The organism is Cellulophaga sp. BC115SP, assembly GCF_009905545.1.
GTDB lineage: Bacteria > Bacteroidota > Bacteroidia > Cytophagales > Spirosomataceae > Flectobacillus > Flectobacillus rivi.
Genome location: NZ_JAAALB010000008.1, coordinates 186,306 through 204,194 on the forward strand (window position 1 = coordinate 186,306; position 17,889 = coordinate 204,194).

Here is a 17,889-nt window from a genome sequence, read left to right on the forward strand (position 1 = left end):
AACTTTCAAAATTTAAACACCCTCTTAGATTTTATACTTGAATAATGTAGTTTTGCAAGTATTATCAGCCTATCCAAAGCTTCTAGCTATAGGGAATAGGACACAATCACCAATAACTACTTTTGTAATGAATCTCAAAAAAATTCATACATATACGATTCAAAGAAAACCTCATGGTCTGATGGCTGTGAGGTTTTCTGCTTTGTTAGTCATCCTTTTGATGAGCGTATCTGCTTGTCGTCAAAAAAAAGATGATGATGGTTTTACGCCCAAGCCCAAAGGCTATAATCGTATTGATTTACCCAAAGCTGAATATCAAATGCTAACTGAAAAGCACCCATATAGCTTTGAGTACTCGAAGTATGCGATTATTAAGCCTGATACTGTTCGATGGGCGGAGCCACACTGGATTTATATTTATTATCCAGAAATGAAAGCAATGATTCAATTGACTTATAAGTCATTGAATGGTGACCAACAAAAGCTGGCTAAACTTATTGACGATGCTCACCGTTTGGCAGCAAGGCATAATATTAAGGCTTATTCTATCAAAGATTTGGTTATGAAAACTAAGTCTGGCAAAACGGCTAAGTTGATAGAATTAGAAGGCGAAGTGCCAACGTATGTGCAATTCTATACGACCGACTCCACCAAGCATTATCTAAGAGGTGCTTTGTATTTCAATACAGCCACAAAAAGTGATTCTTTAGCTCCTGTAATTGACTATCTCAAAACAGACGTCATTCGCTTGATTAATACCTTGCAGTGGCATTAGTGGAATTGTGAATGGTGAGTGAAGAATTGTGAATTTCTTAAAAAGCCCTATTTAAAATTCTTACAGAAAGACTAGAAAATGATGGAAGGTTTGTACTAGTTCACAAAAACACTCACAAGTCACTCATTCAAAATTCACAATTACTTAATCGGTACGACCAATTTTATACTGATATTTCTGCCCATATTATAAACTCCACGTCTTTGAGTAATGGGATTTGTGTCGAGATACTTTAGTCGGCTTTGATGGTTTTGATATGCCAAGTCAAAGAGGTTGTTGACATTGATATAGAGCGACGCAATTGTTTTTTTGTCTTTGTTCCGCCAAGTCATACCTGTGCCTAGATTTACTAGGGTATATGCTGGTGTAATCGTTTCGGTATTGTAAGCCAAAAGCACCTGATTTTGGGTTTGATGATGTTCTAATTCTGCTAAGAAATACACATTCTCCACATATTTTCCCCAAGTTTTTTTACTCCATTTTACTTGACTAATCCATCGCGCTGGTGGCATAAATGGCAAATACTTTGACGAGTCGTTAATGGCTTGTTGATTAATGCCTTTTACCATTGAATAGCTTTGATTGAAACTCAGCCATGGTACAGGAGTAAAGTTGATAGTCGCCTCCAAGCCTTGCAAAAGCGCATTGCCCTGTACATATCTAAACACAGGCACTTGATTAATTAAAGAATCTTTTCCATTTGGCGCCTGAACTCTTTCAGAATAAGTATAGTGTTGAATTTGGTTTCTAAACCAGCTCACATCAAGATACCATTGGCGATTTTCCCATGTAAAACCAATATCTGTTTGTAAAGAAACTTCCGATTTTTGATTTACATTCCCAATTTCATAACGATAGGTCCCTGCATGTTCGCCATTTGATGATAATTCTGGAACAGATGGTGCACGGAAGCCTCTGGCGGTATTGGTGCGCAGACTTAGGTTTGAATTGAGTTTATAAACGACACCCAAACTTCCTGTGATATTACTGTAAGAATTACTGAGTCCACTAAAACGCTCCTCTACAGCTCCTTGAGGCGATGTCTGAAATTTGCCATTCGCATCTACATAAAGTTGTGAGATATTTAATTGGCGATAGTCATAGCGAAGTCCTCCGCTAATAATCCAATTATTCCATTTCTTTTTCGAAAAAACAAAAATGCCTTTATCTGCCAAATTGAAATTAGGATATAGCGTTTCATTACCTTTATTATTCATGTTTTGCCATAAACCATTGCTACCAATGCTGGTTTCCCATTGATTGCGTTCGGGCAAATGTAAGCGAATATCGTAGTAATAGTTTTGTAAAAAGAAATATAAATCAGGTTCAGAAGGTCTGAAAATATTTCCATATTCACGACGATGGTTTTGAGTGTAAGAAAAAACAAAGCTCAAAGAGGAAGCACCCAACTGAAATAAGGAGCTACTTGTCCACTTATAATTGCTCAGCGCTTGCGAATTACTGGGGTTAATGGCTCGTCCCTCAAGCTCTTGAGAAGATACAGTAACTAACTTTTCTTCTCCATTTTCTAAAATAGCTTTGACAAAATGCCCTTGTGAATCACGTTGTCCATCGATGATATTGATATTTTGACCAAACTTTGAAAAGTACAAACGGGAGTATCCCCATTTCTTTTGTACACCGACTATTCCTGAAAAATTGAGCTCATTGAAGTTTGAACCCCAAACTCGACCATCATATTTATTTTGATAGTTTTGCCCATCTTTCATACTAAATCTCGCTTGCCAAAGTAAGCCATTTTGATTGTGTACCAGAGTACCAGATACTCCATGAAATCCTTGATTACTCTGATAATTGTACAAAATGTTTCCTGCTAAAGGCGTATTTTCAGCAGGCAAAATTGAAATGACTGACATAACGCCTCCTATACCATCTGAGCCGTACATCAACGAACCTGCTCCTCGAATAATCTCATATCGATCGATTGAATATTCGTCGATGTGTAATGAGTGTTCTTCGCCCCATTGATTATCTTCCTGACGAACTCCATCGTGCATCGTAATAACTCGATTAAAGCCAAGTCCACGAATAATAGGCTTTGACAATGTAGCGCCAGTGGTAATTTGCGACATGCCAGGGAGTTTACTAATTGCATCGACAAGGTTGGTACTACCTGATTGAAGCCATTGTGTTTTAGAGAGTGCGGCAATGGGAATAGGGCTTTCTTTAACAACCGTTTTGCTTGCCGAGCCAGAGACAATGACTTCTTCGAGCGAAACTGCACTTGGCGTGAGGGCAATTTGAAAAGTAGTATCTGATTTTATGCTGATTTTTTGAGTGAAAGTTTTGTATCCAATATGACTTATCTGAAGCATATAACTCCCTTTTTTGACTTCCTCAAAGCTGAATTTTCCAGCGGATTGACTCAGAGTGCCACGACGAAGTTCTACCAAATACAGATTGGCGCCAATGATTTCTTCTTTTGTGTCAGAAGCAATCACATTGCCTTGGAGTCGTACTTGTGCTTGAGTACTAATAGAATACAATATGCCAAGTAATAGTAATAATTTTTTCATGAGAGTGAAACAAGGGTTTTGTTGGGTTTAGAAAGTTATAAGATGAGATATGGTTTAGTTTTGGTTTATTTAATTTTTAGATTAGTCTAAAAATTTATGCAAAAATAGGCTAAAAAATATATTTGTCAATACTTATTTGTCTAAAAATCAGAAGAAAGAAAAGTTTAATCGCTATTTTTAATTGTATCAAAATGATTTTTTAATGGAGATATACCTTGATTTTGCTTTGTTTTTTGCCTAAGAATTTTAACTTTGTAAGACAAGCCCAATTTAATTCATCAACATACGACACATGCAGCAAGATTTTTTTGCCAAGATTGTTGACTATCGCCGTTCGGTTCGAGTATATGATGCTCAAGCTGAAATAGACGAGCAGATTATCCAGAAAAGTTTGGAGTTGGCCACGCTTTCGCCCAATAGCAGTAATATGCAACTTTGGGAGTTTGTGTGGGTTAGTAGTCCTGACAAAAAAGAAGCTATAGCCAAGGCCTGTTTCAATCAGTCTGCCGCTCGAACAGCCCCTCATTTGATTATTTTCTTGACTCGCCAAGACCGTTGGAAAAATATGGCACAATGGAACTTGGACAATCTCAAAAAGCAATTTCAAGGAAAAGAACTTTCAGGTCGTGATAAACGAGCGATGGATTATTATGGCAAACTGATGCCATTGTTTTATCGCAATGACTGGTTTGGCTTTATGACTTTGCTTCGCAAGCTTATTGTTCTAGTCAAAGGATTTAATCGTCCCTTTCTGAGAGTCTCATCGCATGCCGACCAACGAGTGATGGTACACAAATCATGTGCATTGGCAGCCCAAACTTTTATGTTGAGTATGGCTTCGCACGAATATGATACTTGTCCGATGGAAGGTTTTGATAGTCGTTTGGTCAAAAAATTGATTGGTGCGCCAGCAGGAGCGGAGGTTTGTATGATTGTGGCTTGTGGCAAAGGAACAGAAGATGGCGTTTATGCAGCAAGAACAAGAGTGCCATCTGAGCAAGTGATTCGGAAAATTTGACATTAATACTAAAATCCACAACATTCACTTTACTAAAACTAAAACTTACCTTTATTTATGAAAAAATGCGTTTTGTTAGTGCTTTCGATGTTATCATTCGCAAGTATGGCACAAAAAAAGAAGGCTGCTATAGCGAATCCTTTGGAAGCTGAGAAGCAAGCTATGATTGGTAATCTTGACAAACGATTCGATGAATATGCCAAGATTTCAAAACAAATTTGGGATTATGCAGAGCTTGGCTATATGGAAGAAAAAAGTTCTCTTTTATTGCAAGAGCAATTGAAAAAAGAGGGCTTTCAGGTACAAGCAGGTATTGCAGGGATACCAACGGCCTTTGTAGCAACTTATGGTGCAGGAAAACCTGTAATAGGTATTTTGGGTGAATATGATGCATTGCCAGGCTTGGCGCAGGAAGCTACCCCAGAAATCAAACCTATTCCTAATCAAAAAGGAGGACATGGTTGTGGACATAACCTTTTTGGTACCGCGTCGGTGGCGGCGGCTATTGAAGTAAAGAATTGGTTGCAAAAATCAGGTAAGCCAGGAACCATCAAAATTTATGGCTGTCCAGCCGAAGAGGGTGGTTCGGGTAAAGTATATATGGTTCGCGAAGGGTATTTCAACGATGTAGACGTGGTATTGCACTGGCACCCAAGTTCAGCGAATGCGGCGGATGCAAGTACGTCATTGGCGAATAAAAATGCTAAATTCCGTTTTAAAGGCATCGCATCGCACGCAGCGGCCGCACCCGAGCGTGGTCGTTCGGCACTTGATGGGGTAGAGTCGATGAACTATATGATTAATATGATGCGTGAGCATATTCCACAAGATACTCGTATCCATTATGTAATTACCAAGGGTGGAGAGGCGCCAAATGTAGTGCCAGCTTATGCTGAGGTGTATTATTATGCTCGCCACAAAGACAGAGCAATTTTACAGAGTATCTGGAAACGAATTGAAAATGCCGCGCAAGGTGCAGCACTAGGTACAGGTACAAAAGTTGAATGGGAAGTATTGGGAGGTGTATATAATCTTTTACCTAACGTAACTTTAGCAACGCTTGTTCATCAAAATATGCAAAAAGTAGGTGGAGTTGTGTACAATGAGGAAGAGAAAAAATTTGCAGAGAAAATAGCTGAAACTCTTGGTGAGCAAAAGCAAGATATTAACAATGCTGCTAAGATAAAGAATTTTAATGATGCTTCAGAGAGTGCAACTTCAGGAGGTTCGACCGATGTAGGCGATGTGAGTTGGGTAGTACCAACCGTTGGTTTAGGAACTGCAACTTGGGTGCCAGGCTCGTCGGCACATAGCTGGCAATCTACCGCAGCAAGTGGTATGTCTATTGGTCAAAAAGGGATGATTGTAGCCGCAAAAACGCTAGCAATCACAGCGCTTGACTTGATGAATGACCAAGCGACTATCGATAAAGCTAAAGCTGAGTGGCTCGAAAAACGAGGAGGAGCGGACTTTAAATATGAAGCCTTGTTGGGCGATAGAAAACCAGCTTTGGATTATAGAAAGTAAATATAAGTCACCCACAATTGAGCGATTATTTTACTGGTAGAGATGCAATGCTTTGCTTCTCAAACTGAGTTATATATAGCATAGTAAAGTTAAGAAAGCGGTTGGAAGTTATTTTCGACCGCTTATTTTTTGATATTATATTTCAGAATGATACCTGTTATGACGCAAAGTATTGCCTCTTAACAGGTAAATTTCTTCATCAAGAATAATCACTCATTCGCCAAATCGTTCAAACACTAAATTAGGTATAACTCATGTTTGCAAGAAAAAATTCATGTTAAGAATGACATTTTATGAAATCATTCGTTACTATTTAGTTGATACTGATTTTAAGCAAAACTCCCTAATCTTTAGAAACAGAACGGATATTTTTCATCCAAAATCTATTACCTTTATTATAAGGCCTTATAATTTTAAATCTAATTTTACTCATTCTTACTTATGAAAATACTAGGATCTCTTTGCATTGCTTTATTACTTTTTGTGAACCTTTCTCAGGCTCAAAATACTCTTAGTCCCGAGGACCAAAGTAAAATTAAACAACTAATAGCCGACGAGACTAAAGCTTTTTACGCCAAAGATTACGAAACATGGATGACACTTTATCGTCAAACTCCACAGACATACTTTGCCCAATATGAAAAAGGTCAATTGATTGTGAAGGATGGTTGGGATGCCTTGAGCTCTTGGGCAACCACTTGGTTTAATGAAGGTAAAAAAGGAGCAAAGCCTACTTTCGCAAGAGAAAAAACAAACTTTAGAAAGGTAAACCCTACCTATGTCTGGGTAACTTATAAACAAGTAAAAACTCTGGATGGTAAGAAAGAAACTTCTCAAGAGTTAAGAATTGTAGAGTTAATCAAAGGTGAATGGAAAATGGTAAATCATACAAGTATGCCAGCCTCAACAAGTACTGTCAAAGAAGAAACTATAGTTTCAGAAAAAGATAAAAAGTCCTCTGTTAAGTCTGAAAAGAAACAGTAATTGCTTGCACCTCAAATGAGCATCCATTTTTGCAAGATTGAATTTTACTTTGTAAAAAGTATTTAAAAAGGAATAAAGGCACAAAGCTGTAAAATGCTTTGTGCCTTTATATTTGAATAAATATTTGACATTATTTAAAGAAAAGCCCTATGTCGCACAAAATAGGATGGAAGACCGCCACTATGTTAGTTATTTCCAATATGGTTGGAACGGGTGTTTTTACCAGTTTGGGATATCAATTAGTCGATGTACAAAATGTTTGGAGTATTGTATTGCTGTGGGTGTTAGGAGGTGTTTTAGCATTGATTGGCGCATTTACATTCGCCGAACTAGGGACGCACTATAATGAATCTGGTGGCGATTATATTTTTGTCAGTAAAGGTTTTCATCCTTTCTGGGGTTATCTCACCGCTTGGGCTTCTTTGATTGTAGGCTTTTCGTCTCCTGTAGCTATTGCAGCCCTTGCAATGGAAGCCTATTTGAGCCCGTTTGACATCCCGAATTTGCGTTGGTATATCGTTTTGCTGATTATTTTAATCAGTTTATTGCACTCATTTTCACTCAAACATAGTAGTGTTTTTCAGAATATTACAACCGTTGTAAAGGTACTTTTCATCGGTTTTTTATTAGGAATAGGTATTTGGTATGCACCGATTCCTCAAAATGCTATTAATGTCCAAGTGCCAATTTGGAATGAAATTACCAAGACAGGTTTTGCCGTTTCACTCCTTTATGTGACCTATGCCTACACAGGCTGGAATGCGGCTGCGTACATCGTAGGAGAAATACGAAATCCTAGTAAAGACTTACCCAAGGCTTTGATTTTTGGCACCTTAGGCGTGATTATCGTATATGTTCTTTTACAGTTAGTATTTCTGAAGTTTGGTACCTATACTCAATTAAAGGGTCAAGCTGAAGTAGCGATTTTAGCAACTCAGAATATTTTAGGTCCAACGGCCAACAAATGGATTAGCGCAGGTATTGGCTTTCAATTGATTGCCACGATGAGTTCTTATATCTGGATAGGTTCTAGAATTGTACACTCAATGGGGCAGCATTATACTTTATGGAAGTGGATTCGTCCAACTAATAAACACGATGTACCAATTCGAGCGATATGGTTATTATGTGCAGTGATTTTGATTTTATTGCTATCTGGAAGTTTACAACAGATATTACTCTATTCGTCTTTTGTATTGCAACTTATGGGAACAATCGCCGTAGCAAGTTTCTTGAAGATTCCCCACGAGGGTGACCGCTTCAGAAGTCCCTTGAGCCCTTATATTCAGTATTTGTATGTAGGCTTTAGTATAATCGTTCTGTTATTTATCATTTATGACAAACCGCAAGAAAGCTTTATTGGCTTAGGGATTTTGCTAATTGGAGCGATAACGTATTTATGGTCGAAGAGAATGTAAATGAGAGTATAAATAGAGTTAAAGTTGAGCAAATGTTAAAGTGAATAGGGTTGTGTAATAGTAACTATATTTCTATTCGCCACTCCTTACTTTTCTTGCCTTGACGCAAGAAAAGTAACAAAAGAAAGTCAAGAAATCCCGAAACTCGCCTTCGGCTCAAACAGCGGGATTTCAAAAAATCCTTAAGAGAACTTCTAACTTATTAGTCATCTAGTGATTACAATATTTAATCGTATTTTGTCAAAAAGTTCGAACATTTTAAAAGGCAAAAAATGAAATATAATATTGAAATTTATGAAAAGACTAGTGATAATACAGCACGCTTCATATTGGGAAGTATGTTAAAGAAACCTCTAATAGTTATTGGGTTAAATCCAAATACTGCTGATGAAAAAACTCCTGACCGTACTATTAATAGAGTAATGGGTTTTGCAGAGGGTAATGGATTTGATAGCTTTATTATGCTAAATCTTTATCCACAAAGAGCTACATATCCTAATGATTTACATTCAGAGATGGATGAAAATTTATTTTCTCGGAATATTGAAGAAATTTCAAAATTATTAAATAGTAGAGAGTCATTTGTGATTTTAGCAAGTTGGAGTGAAAAGATAAAACTACGCAAATACTTTACTGATTGTATTAAAGCTATTTATATACTATCAAAAGATTATAATATAAGTTGGACTAAAATAGGAGAGTTAACAAAGACAGGGCATCCTCGTCATCCTCTTTACGCATCCTATGCTTCAGGATTTACAGATTTTAATATTGAAGAGTATATAAAGAAACTTAAATAAGATAGAATGTAACACAAAAGAGAGATGGTCTTACGACCATCTCTCTTTTGTATATAAAAATTCCAAAATCAACAATCCTCAATCTAAATGACTGGCATAGCGAAGAGTTTTACGTCATCGAGGTTGATAACATCGCCGCACATGATCACTAAGCGTTCCACTACGTTGCGAAGCTCGCGTACATTACCTGTCCATGGAAGTGCTTGAAGATACTTCATGGCATCATCAGTTACTTCTTTGGTTGGCTGACCGTACTCGTCGGCAATATCTTGTAAAAATTTATCAACCAACAAAGGAACATCTGTAGGACGCTGATTCAAGGCAGGAACGTGGATAGGAATCACGTTTAGACGATGAAATAAGTCTTCACGGAAACGTCCTTCTGCAATTTCTAACTGTAAGTTTTTGTTAGTAGCGGCAAAAACACGCACATTGATTTTGATTTCTTTATCGCCACCTACACGTGTAATTTTATTTTCTTGCAAAGCACGAAGTACTTTTGCCTGAGCCGACAAACTCATATCTCCAATTTCGTCCAAAAACAAAGTTCCACCATCCGCTTGCTCAAACTTACCGATTCGTTGTTTGATGGCAGAGGTAAAGGCTCCTTTTTCATGGCCAAAAAGTTCTGATTCAATTAATTCGGAAGGAATCGCCGCACAGTTTACCTCGATTAAAGGCATGTGAGCACGATTACTTCTTTCGTGAAGACGCTTGGCTACCATTTCTTTTCCCGAACCATTCGGTCCTGTGATCAACACACGAGCTTCGGTAGGTCCTACACGATCAGAAGTATCAATTACTCGGCGAATAGCATCCGAATCTCCAACAATTTCATTGAGTTTATATACTCTCTTTTTGAGCACTTTAGTTTCAGTAATCATTTTACCTCTTTCCAAGGCATTGCGTACTGTCACCAATAGGCGGTTCAAATCTGGTGGCTTCGAAATAAAATCAAAGGCTCCACGTTTGGTTGCTTCTACGGCTGTTTCCACATTGCCAAAAGCCGAAATCATAATGAATTGAGTCCCTTTGCCCATTTCTGTGGCACGTAGCAACAAATCCAAACCTTCGATTTTGGGCATTCGTATGTCACAAAGAACTACATCATAGTCATGGTTTTTGACCATTTCTAGCCCTTGTTCTCCATCACTTGCTTCCTCTACGCTATATCCTTCATATTCAAGAATATCACGTAAGGCGCCACGGATGGCTTTTTCATCGTCGATTATTAATAGTTTTGCCATAGGCAGATTTAAAATTTTCTGGCGAACTGGTTCGTTTGGATTAGGGTTGGATATTCAATATTAGTAATTGTCAAAAATACACAAATTTTGAAGCTTTTAGACTAAAATACCTCGATAATATGAAGTTTTATTAACTTTCTAACAAAAATATACCTACACAGCCGCCATTAATTATGGTTTATCAAAGTAAAAATTATATAACTGCTCGTCTTTTTTAGTATGAAGACTATTCTTTCGCCCAGGGCATTCAAAGGGTTTGAATATCTTTGAGTTCAATGACTTTTGAAAGTGACTATTTTTCCATAAATCTTCCAGAAAGATACATACTATACGTAGTTTTCAGGTATTTGAACTCAAAAAATTGATTATTGTTAAGAGTTTATGGTAGCTCTTTGCCACAATGTGGACAAAAGCGATGTTTTTCTCTCTCTTTTTTATGAATATTGATATGCTCAGCAAATCCTGAAGCTAAAATACCCGTAGGTAATGCAATGATAGCAATTCCTGAAATTGCTATTATCCCGCCGAATACTTTTCCTAAAATCGTTACGGGGTAAATGTCTCCATAACCAATTGATGTTATGGTAGTTATGCCCCACCATAAAGTTGCAGGAATACTCGAGAAAACTCTAGGCTGTGCTGGACTTTCGAGATAGTACATCACCGAGGAGGCTATAAGTAGTAGAAAAATTAAGAAAACTAAACTCAATACCAATTCTTCTCTTTTTTCCTTAATTACACCTTCAATGACTCTCAAGGCATGGACATATCGTGAAAATTTAAATAACCTAAATACCCTAAATAATCTCAAAATACGAATCAATCCAGTGTCAGAAGTAAAGTGAGATACGTAAAAAGGTAGAATAGCCAGTAAGTCAATGATACCACCTGTCGAAGTCATATATCGCAAACGCCCCCAAATAGGATGTTTATATTTTTCATTTTCGGTACAAACCCATAATCGTAAGCAGTATTCAACAGTGAAAAATACAGCTGAAAAATATTCAAAATCAACAAAAACTTCATCAAACTCTCGACGAATGCTTCGGACAGAATGGAGAATAATGGCTAGGGTATTAAGTGCAATAATGCTCATTATTAGAATGTTGACCAGCCAGTTGACCCCATTTTTCTTCCCTCTTGCTACCTCTAAGACGTGATATACTTTGTGTTTGAATGTATGCTGCATAAGCACTTATCGTTTTCAAGAATATAATGACTGATTAGGAATCTGTTTGAGCAAATTTAGTAATACTAAAGCAAAAAATGCCCTGCCTTTACAAGCAGAGCGTTTTTGCTGAATATCTTAAAGCTAAATCGTCACTCCAAAATTTTATAAAGGTTAGCTCCAATTTACGAATTAGTTTCTTCTGTTTGAAGTTGTTTCTCAAAAAGTTCTTTATACGCCCCTTCTTTTGCCATAAGTTCCTCATGCGTGCCTTGCTCGATAACATGACCGCCATCAAGCATGATAATCTTGTCGGCCAACTTAGCGGAAGATACTCTGTGAGAAATTACTACTGATGTTCTGCCTTTCATAATTTCTTGTAAGTTGTTCAAAATCTGATGCTCTGTTTTGGTATCTACCGCTGAAAGACAGTCGTCCAAAATGAGAATTTTTGGACTTTTGGCAATGGCTCTGGCTATAGACAAACGCTGTTTTTGACCACCCGATAATGTAACACCTCTTTCGCCCAACACAGTATCAAATTGTTCGGGGAAGTCCATGATATTATTGTATAAATCGGCATCTTTGGTTGCTTGAATGACTTGCTCATCAGACATATCTAGGCTACCAAAACGTACATTGTTTTTGATAGAATCAGAAAACAAGAATACATCTTGAGGTACATAACCGATTTGACCACGGAGACTCTGTACATTCCATTCTTTTAATTCAAAACCATCTACTTTGATTTGACCTTCCGTGGTATCGTACATTCTACAAAGCAAGTTTGCAACGGTACTTTTACCTGATCCTGTAGTACCTAAAATAGCCACTGATTCTCCAGCCTTTACATGCATACTAAAATCATGTAGCGCTTCAATTCCTGAATCTGGATATACAAATCTTACATGGTTTATGTCAATCGCTCCTTCGATGGGCTGCGAAATATCTTTTGTTGAAACAATATCAGTTTTGATATTCAAAAATTCATTGATACGTTGCTGTGAAGCTGCCGCACGTTGGATTTGAGAAGTTGTCCAACCCAAAGCAATCATCGGCCATGTGAGCATATACACATACATGATAAACTCTGTGATACTGCCGGGAGTAAGGCGACCAGCCATTACTTCTTGTCCACCAATATACACAACCAATACAGAACTCAAACCTGCCAAAATAGAAACCAATGGCGTAAATAGAGAATCAACTTTTACCAAATCCAATGATTTTTCACGATAAATATTCGATTGTTTCGTAAAGGCTACTGTAGACGGCTCTTCCTGAACAAAAGCTTTTAACACTCTAATCCCCGAAAAAGCTTCCTGTACAAAAGTGGATATTTTGGAAAGATTGGCTTGTATCTCTTCTGATTTACGAATGATAATAGTATTGACAAAATAGATACTCCCCGACAAAAATGGCACAGGTAATAGTACATACCAAGTTAGCTTGGCATTCACTGAAAGCATATATCCAACCACCAAAATAAATACCGAAATTAGGTTGAGTCCGTACATCAAACTTGGCCCTACGTACATTCTTACTTTGCCGACATCCTCCGAAATACGAGCCATTAAATCACCCGTATTGTTTTTACGATAAAAACTCAAAGGCAAAGTTTGATAATGATGATAAATTTCATTTTTGAGGTCATACTCAATATGGCGCGACATCACGATGAGGGTTTGTCTTACAAAAAATAAGAAAATCCCTTTGAGTAATGCCATGATGAGAATCAAAGAACCATAGAGCAAAATCGAGAAAGCAAATATTTCATATACGACGGTTTGTGCGCCAAATCCATCATACAGAAAATAAAGAGAGATTGTTTCTTTTACTAAATCTAAAGCGTAGCGAACAATTTGGGCAGGCACTACTCCAAACAAATTGGAGATAAATGTAAAAAGCGTACCCAGAATCAAATACCACTTATATTGGAAGAAATACTTATTGAGATGTTTTAATGCTTTCATGTATAATTAACCAATGTCCATTCGCAATAGTTTCCAGCGATGTCGATACATTGATATGTTTTTGGGTCTATTGTACAATCTTCTACAAACATAATTAGATGATTGTGGATTTCGGATATTTGATTTTGTTTTTTTGCTTATCCCTCATAATTGAATGGGTACTCCCTGAGGTTTTGAGTTGATTTAGAAAGAATTGCGAAAAGAATGGACAATTTTGAGAGTTAATCTTCCAAATGCGAAAATCACTATTCAAAATCGAAGCTTTTTTTCTTTTTACTAATGTATGTTTCTAAAAAAAATACTAATTTTGCACACTGAATTTCAGCGCCAAGGTATGGTGCAGTTAAAAATTTACAAAAAACGTTCTTTGCATATCCAATGGTCAACCGACGCTTACTCCGTACAAAAGCATTCCAAACTATCTATGCCTTCCGCACAGTGGAACGTGCCAATTATCAATTAGCCTTCGATTATATTGCCGAGCAATTTTTACCAAATCTTGATTTAATGATTCCGAAAGAAGAACAGATGCCTAAACTTGAAGGTTTACGCAAGCTGGCTGAACTCTATTTCGAAGAATTGTTCAAGGGTGAGGTTAAAGCTGAGGATATTCCTGCTGACTCGAAAAATGCAGGAAGACAAGCATTAGCAATTTATCGCGATGCGGTAAAACGCGACCGTGTGCGTATCAAGCACGCTATGATTGAAGAAGTAGAAAAAATCTATGATAATTATTTGAAATTACTTTTGTTGTTGGTCGAATTGGCAGATGTTGCCGTTTGGGACGAACAACGTCGCCTTTTGGAAAGTGAACATAAAACTTCTCGTTTTGGCGAAAACCAAGTAATTCTTGCCCTTCGTAATCTTCCTAACTTCGAAAACGAAATTATCAGACGTGACCTTCGTTGGACAGAAGATGACCAAAACTTTATCCGTAAACTTTTCTTGGATGCTGTTTTGCCAGATACCGAATTCCAATCGTACCTTCGTACATCAAAGCATAATTTTGAAGAAGATTTAGCCATTGTTGTACATATTCTTAAGACTTTCATTTTGAAACATCACTCTGTGGTGGCGTATTTTGAAGAAAAAGACTTAAATTGGGGCGAGAATAAAGATGTTTTGAAAAGCTTAACAACGAAGACTTTCAAAATCCAAAACATCGCTGAATTGGTGTTACAGCCATTAGCCTTGAATTGGGACGACGATAAATTTTACTTTACCGACCTATTTGACCAAACGCTTAACAATGACGATGAATATGAAAAAATCATCATTGAGCAAACCAAAAACTGGGAAGCTGACCGTTTGGCAATGACCGACATGATTATCTTGAAAATGGGCTTGGCCGAAATGATTCATTTCTCAAGTATCCCAGTAAAAGTGTCTATCAACGAATACATCGAGCTTGCTAAAAATTACTCGACGCCAAAATCGGGACAATTTGTGAACGGTTTGTTAGATGTACTTTCTCAAAAACTTGCTGAGGACGGTATCGTTCGTAAGTCTGGTCGTGGTTTGATTGATAATAAATAATTTTGATTGATGAGTTGTGGATGTTGATGTATATATTCGCAACTCATTGAATAATAAAAGTAGGCGATTAGTAGCCTGGTTATGGTGCGAAATGGATTGTAAACAGCAATGTTTACGATATATGTTTGAAAATTAGATGATAAAACGTGTTAGCTGACATCAAACCTATTTTGCCATAGCTTACCGCTCTACTAACGTCTTAACACTTGGTTCAGTTATAAATCTAATTAACGAAAACAACTCATGAGCAAATCATCAAAGACCTTTTGGGCATTTATGACAGGTGCTGCTGTTGGTGCGGTGTTGGGCATCTTGTATGCTCCAGATAAAGGAGAAAATACTCGTAGCAAATTGTTGTTCCAATTGCAAAAATATCGTGACCAACTACAAAACCTTATCACTGATTTGATTGATGGAAAAGAAATTCCTGAAACAATGGCAAAATCAGAAGGGAAGAAAGTAGTAAATGAAGCTCGTGAAAAAGCGGAAAGACTACTCGAAGATGTAGAGAATATGATGAATCAAATTAAAGCAAAAGCTTAATAGAACTCAAAAATACAGACGGTTGGTCAATACACACCCCAATCGTCTGTTCTTCTTTTTGCCTTTATCATCATGAAAAAAATTCTTATCGTTGCTACAGCACTTGTAGCATTGGCAGCTTGCCAAAACAAACAAAAATCACCTAGCGAAGCTTTAGCCGATTCATTGGCGGGTCTTCGCCCTACAGCCGACAGCTTCCCTGTGATGCAAATTGACACTCCATTTGTCGATCTTGGCACACTTACCGAAGGCGATTCTGTCGTTCATACCTACAAATTCAAAAATACTGGTAACATGCCGTTGGTAATTAGTAATGTTAGTACTTCTTGTGGTTGTACTACACCTTCTTATTCAACACAGCCAGTAGCTCCGGGTGAACAAGGCTTTATTACGGTGAAGTTTAACAGTAAAAATAAAGAAGGTAAACAGAATAAAACCATCACGGCGTATGCCAACACGGTGCCTTCCGAAAATACATTTAGCTTTAAAGTAGAAGTGTTTAAAAGAAAATAAGAATTTCTGAACACAAAAGAATCCCAATAATTCCCATATTTGGGAATATTTTCAAATGTTAAATCTTCAAATTGGTAAAAATTTTATGTTGAATTCAATTCTTTTACAAGTAGCAGGTAGTAATATGTCATCATTGTTTTTGATTGTTGGTATGTTCGTGATCATGTATTTTTTCATGATTCGTCCTCAACAAAAGAAACAAAAAGAACAACAATCTTATGTTGATGCACTTAAAGCTGGTGACAAAGTAGTTACAATAGGTGGTGCTCACGGAACAATCGTTTCGGTTCGTGAAAAAACAGTTGTTGTTGAGGTTGATGCTAGCAAAGGCGTACGTATTGTATTTCTAAAGACAGCCATTTCTAAAGATGCTTCTTCTCAATTAACTGCTGAATAAGTAGTTGAGAGCACTTCATCTAAGGAAATAGAGTGGGTGTGAAGATTTACATTTCTCTTTTCTGACTGAAATTTAATTTTCGATGAAACCAAATACTTCTAAAACAGACTATCGTGCGTTTTTTTTAAGCATTTTGGCTGCAACAGTTTTTTGGATAATGAACGCATTGAATAAAGACGGTTATTCCCAAAAGATTTCGTTTCCACTTCGTTTTACGTACAACGATTCTCTGTATATCCCGACTCAGCCATTACCCGAAAAAATTACAGTACATGTAACAGGTAACGGATGGAGTTTGCTACGAAAAGCCTTGGCTTTGGATGTAGCACCCGTATATTACTCGATTAATAAACCTTTAAAAACAAAGTTTTTAAATACAGGTTCGTTAGCCGACTCTCTTTCAGATTATATCAAAGATGTTCGTGTAAATTATGTTGTAACCGACCGCTTTGAATTGGAGTTTGACAAAAAAGTAAAACGCACCATTAGGTTGCGTGTTGATAGTTTGAATATTCCTTTGCAGGATCGCTACATTGTTTCTAGCGTGATTAATCTTAATCCTAGTACAATTGAAGTGGAAGGTCCAGAAAGTACCTTAAACGAACTAGGAGAGACGCTTAGTGTCAAAGTACCAGGCCGCCGAATTCAAGATAATTATGACGATGAAATAAGAATTCCACTTCCTAAAAATTCTTATCTCAAAGCCAATAAAGAACGTGTTTCGGTGAGTTTTGAAGTTGCAGAATTATTGAAGTAATTCATAAATTAGTAGCCGATAGTTGTCTATCGGCTATTTTTTTATCTTTTTATCACATGAAAACAAAACCCGTTGTTGTAGGTATTACAGGAGGTATTGGCTCAGGAAAAAGTACTGTCGCCAAAGTATTTTCGCTATTGGGCGTACCCATTTACGAAGCTGACTCGAGAGCAAAATGGATTATTATCCAAAATCAAGAGCTCAAAAATGATATTATTGCGTTGTTAGGTACTGAGGCTTATTTGGCTGATGGAAGCTATAATCGTACTTGGGTAGCTTCGCAAGTTTTTGGACAACCAGCATTATTACAACAGCTCAATGCCCTTGTGCACCCTGCTGTGCGCAAAGATGCGCAAGACTGGGTAATACAACATCAGGAGGCTTCTTATGTATTGTATGAGGCAGCCCTATTAAAAGGGGCAGGCGATGGTAATCTATGTGATAAAATTATTAGTGTAATTGCTCCGATTGATTTAAGAGTACAACGTGTCAAATTGAGAGATAATCGCTCAGAAGAAGAAATAAGAGCAATTATCGAAAGACAACTTTCAGATACTGAGCGAATCAAATTTTCGGATTGGCTTATTCAAAATGATGATCAAACTCCAGTAATTCCTCAGATTTTGCAGATTCATCAAAGCTTGCTTAAATAAGAGGCGTTCACGAAAGCACAAAAAAAGAGACTATCCGAAAAGA

16 protein-coding genes are annotated in these 17,889 nt (G+C 37.2%); 12 read left to right on the forward strand and 4 right to left on the reverse strand.

Annotated elements, in window-relative coordinates; genetic code table 11:
* The first annotated feature begins 127 nt into the window (after positions 1–127).
* Positions 128–775, forward strand: a complete 648-nt coding sequence (gldD, locus tag GVN22_RS08980) for a gliding motility lipoprotein GldD (RefSeq protein WP_205690825.1) — start codon at positions 128–130, stop codon at positions 773–775.
* 140 nt (positions 776–915) lie between these two features.
* On the opposite strand, the gene GVN22_RS08985 is transcribed toward gldD, so the two are convergent.
* The gene (locus tag GVN22_RS08985) at positions 916–3,312 is read right to left on the reverse strand and encodes a TonB-dependent receptor (protein ID WP_166550688.1); all 2,397 of its coding nucleotides are present in this window, start codon (positions 3,310–3,312) and stop codon (positions 916–918) included.
* Positions 3,313–3,604: 292 nt separating this feature from the next.
* Here GVN22_RS08985 and GVN22_RS08990 point away from each other — a divergent pair, with 292 nt between their 5' ends.
* The 5 genes from GVN22_RS08990 (at position 3,605) to GVN22_RS09010 (ending at position 9,059) form a co-directional block, all read left to right on the forward strand.
* On the forward strand, positions 3,605–4,330 hold the full coding sequence (locus GVN22_RS08990; RefSeq protein ID WP_166550689.1) for a nitroreductase family protein: 726 nt from the start codon (positions 3,605–3,607) through the stop codon (positions 4,328–4,330).
* 57 nt (positions 4,331–4,387) lie between these two features.
* Complete coding sequence (locus GVN22_RS08995; RefSeq protein WP_166550690.1) at positions 4,388–5,857, forward strand: amidohydrolase; 1,470 nt, start codon at positions 4,388–4,390, stop codon at positions 5,855–5,857.
* Between the two features lie 441 nt (positions 5,858–6,298).
* Positions 6,299–6,841: a nuclear transport factor 2 family protein gene (locus GVN22_RS09000; protein ID WP_166550691.1), complete on the forward strand. Its 543-nt coding sequence runs from the start codon at positions 6,299–6,301 to the stop codon at positions 6,839–6,841.
* Positions 6,842–6,990: 149 nt separating this feature from the next.
* On the forward strand, positions 6,991–8,259 hold the full coding sequence (locus GVN22_RS09005) for an APC family permease (protein WP_166550692.1): 1,269 nt from the start codon (positions 6,991–6,993) through the stop codon (positions 8,257–8,259).
* Positions 8,260–8,531: 272 nt separating this feature from the next.
* Positions 8,532–9,059 (forward strand): DUF1643 domain-containing protein, encoded by a 528-nt coding sequence (locus tag GVN22_RS09010; protein WP_166550693.1) that lies wholly within the window; start codon positions 8,532–8,534, stop codon positions 9,057–9,059.
* Positions 9,060–9,142: 83 nt separating this feature from the next.
* On the opposite strand, the gene GVN22_RS09015 is transcribed toward GVN22_RS09010, so the two are convergent.
* The 3 genes from GVN22_RS09015 to GVN22_RS09025 all read right to left on the reverse strand — a co-directional run bounded on the left by GVN22_RS09015 (position 9,143) and on the right by GVN22_RS09025 (position 13,447).
* Positions 9,143–10,306, reverse strand: coding sequence for a sigma-54 dependent transcriptional regulator (locus tag GVN22_RS09015; protein ID WP_166550694.1), 1,164 nt, complete (start codon positions 10,304–10,306; stop codon positions 9,143–9,145).
* A 379-nt stretch (positions 10,307–10,685) separates the two neighbouring features.
* Positions 10,686–11,495, reverse strand: a complete 810-nt coding sequence (locus GVN22_RS09020) for an ion transporter (RefSeq protein ID WP_166550695.1) — start codon at positions 11,493–11,495, stop codon at positions 10,686–10,688.
* A gap of 164 nt (positions 11,496–11,659) precedes the next feature.
* On the reverse strand, positions 11,660–13,447 hold the full coding sequence (locus tag GVN22_RS09025; protein WP_166550696.1) for an ABC transporter ATP-binding protein: 1,788 nt from the start codon (positions 13,445–13,447) through the stop codon (positions 11,660–11,662).
* Between the two features lie 378 nt (positions 13,448–13,825).
* On the opposite strand from GVN22_RS09025, the gene nusB reads away from it, so the two are divergent.
* The 6 genes from nusB (at position 13,826) to coaE (ending at position 17,846) form a co-directional block, all read left to right on the forward strand.
* Positions 13,826–14,983: a transcription antitermination factor NusB gene (gene nusB / locus GVN22_RS09030; RefSeq protein WP_166550697.1), complete on the forward strand. Its 1,158-nt coding sequence runs from the start codon at positions 13,826–13,828 to the stop codon at positions 14,981–14,983.
* A gap of 243 nt (positions 14,984–15,226) precedes the next feature.
* A complete protein-coding gene (locus tag GVN22_RS09035) occupies positions 15,227–15,526 on the forward strand; it encodes a YtxH domain-containing protein (RefSeq protein ID WP_166550698.1) in 300 nt (99 codons plus the stop codon).
* Between the two features lie 72 nt (positions 15,527–15,598).
* The gene (locus GVN22_RS09040; protein ID WP_166550699.1) at positions 15,599–16,039 is read left to right on the forward strand and encodes a DUF1573 domain-containing protein; all 441 of its coding nucleotides are present in this window, start codon (positions 15,599–15,601) and stop codon (positions 16,037–16,039) included.
* 85 nt (positions 16,040–16,124) lie between these two features.
* Complete coding sequence (yajC, locus tag GVN22_RS09045) at positions 16,125–16,436, forward strand: preprotein translocase subunit YajC (RefSeq protein WP_240915583.1); 312 nt, start codon at positions 16,125–16,127, stop codon at positions 16,434–16,436.
* 82 nt (positions 16,437–16,518) lie between these two features.
* Positions 16,519–17,193, forward strand: coding sequence for a hypothetical protein (locus tag GVN22_RS09050; RefSeq protein WP_166550700.1), 675 nt, complete (start codon positions 16,519–16,521; stop codon positions 17,191–17,193).
* A 56-nt stretch (positions 17,194–17,249) separates the two neighbouring features.
* A complete protein-coding gene (gene coaE, locus GVN22_RS09055) occupies positions 17,250–17,846 on the forward strand; it encodes a dephospho-CoA kinase (protein WP_166550701.1) in 597 nt (198 codons plus the stop codon).
* Positions 17,847–17,889 lie beyond the last annotated feature (43 nt).

Bases quoted from the DNA above. Each gene is read 5' to 3' on its own strand.
- GVN22_RS09010 (WP_166550693.1), top strand. From the start codon at position 8,532: ATGAAATATAATATTGAAATTTATGAAAAGACTAGTGATAATACAGCA.
- GVN22_RS09025 (WP_166550696.1), bottom strand. From the start codon at position 13,447: ATGAAAGCATTAAAACATCTCAATAAGTATTTCTTCCAATATAAGTGG.
- GVN22_RS09035 (WP_166550698.1), top strand. From the start codon at position 15,227: ATGAGCAAATCATCAAAGACCTTTTGGGCATTTATGACAGGTGCTGCT.
- gldD (WP_205690825.1), top strand. From the start codon at position 128: ATGAATCTCAAAAAAATTCATACATATACGATTCAAAGAAAACCTCAT.
- GVN22_RS08985 (WP_166550688.1), bottom strand. From the start codon at position 3,312: ATGAAAAAATTATTACTATTACTTGGCATATTGTATTCTATTAGTACT.
- nusB (WP_166550697.1), top strand. From the start codon at position 13,826: ATGGTCAACCGACGCTTACTCCGTACAAAAGCATTCCAAACTATCTAT.
- GVN22_RS08995 (WP_166550690.1), top strand. From the start codon at position 4,388: ATGAAAAAATGCGTTTTGTTAGTGCTTTCGATGTTATCATTCGCAAGT.
- coaE (WP_166550701.1), top strand. From the start codon at position 17,250: ATGAAAACAAAACCCGTTGTTGTAGGTATTACAGGAGGTATTGGCTCA.
- yajC (WP_240915583.1), top strand. From the start codon at position 16,125: ATGTTGAATTCAATTCTTTTACAAGTAGCAGGTAGTAATATGTCATCA.
- GVN22_RS09015 (WP_166550694.1), bottom strand. From the start codon at position 10,306: ATGGCAAAACTATTAATAATCGACGATGAAAAAGCCATCCGTGGCGCC.
- GVN22_RS09005 (WP_166550692.1), top strand. From the start codon at position 6,991: ATGTCGCACAAAATAGGATGGAAGACCGCCACTATGTTAGTTATTTCC.
- GVN22_RS09040 (WP_166550699.1), top strand. From the start codon at position 15,599: ATGAAAAAAATTCTTATCGTTGCTACAGCACTTGTAGCATTGGCAGCT.
- GVN22_RS09000 (WP_166550691.1), top strand. From the start codon at position 6,299: ATGAAAATACTAGGATCTCTTTGCATTGCTTTATTACTTTTTGTGAAC.
- GVN22_RS08990 (WP_166550689.1), top strand. From the start codon at position 3,605: ATGCAGCAAGATTTTTTTGCCAAGATTGTTGACTATCGCCGTTCGGTT.
- GVN22_RS09020 (WP_166550695.1), bottom strand. From the start codon at position 11,495: ATGCAGCATACATTCAAACACAAAGTATATCACGTCTTAGAGGTAGCA.
- GVN22_RS09050 (WP_166550700.1), top strand. From the start codon at position 16,519: ATGAAACCAAATACTTCTAAAACAGACTATCGTGCGTTTTTTTTAAGC.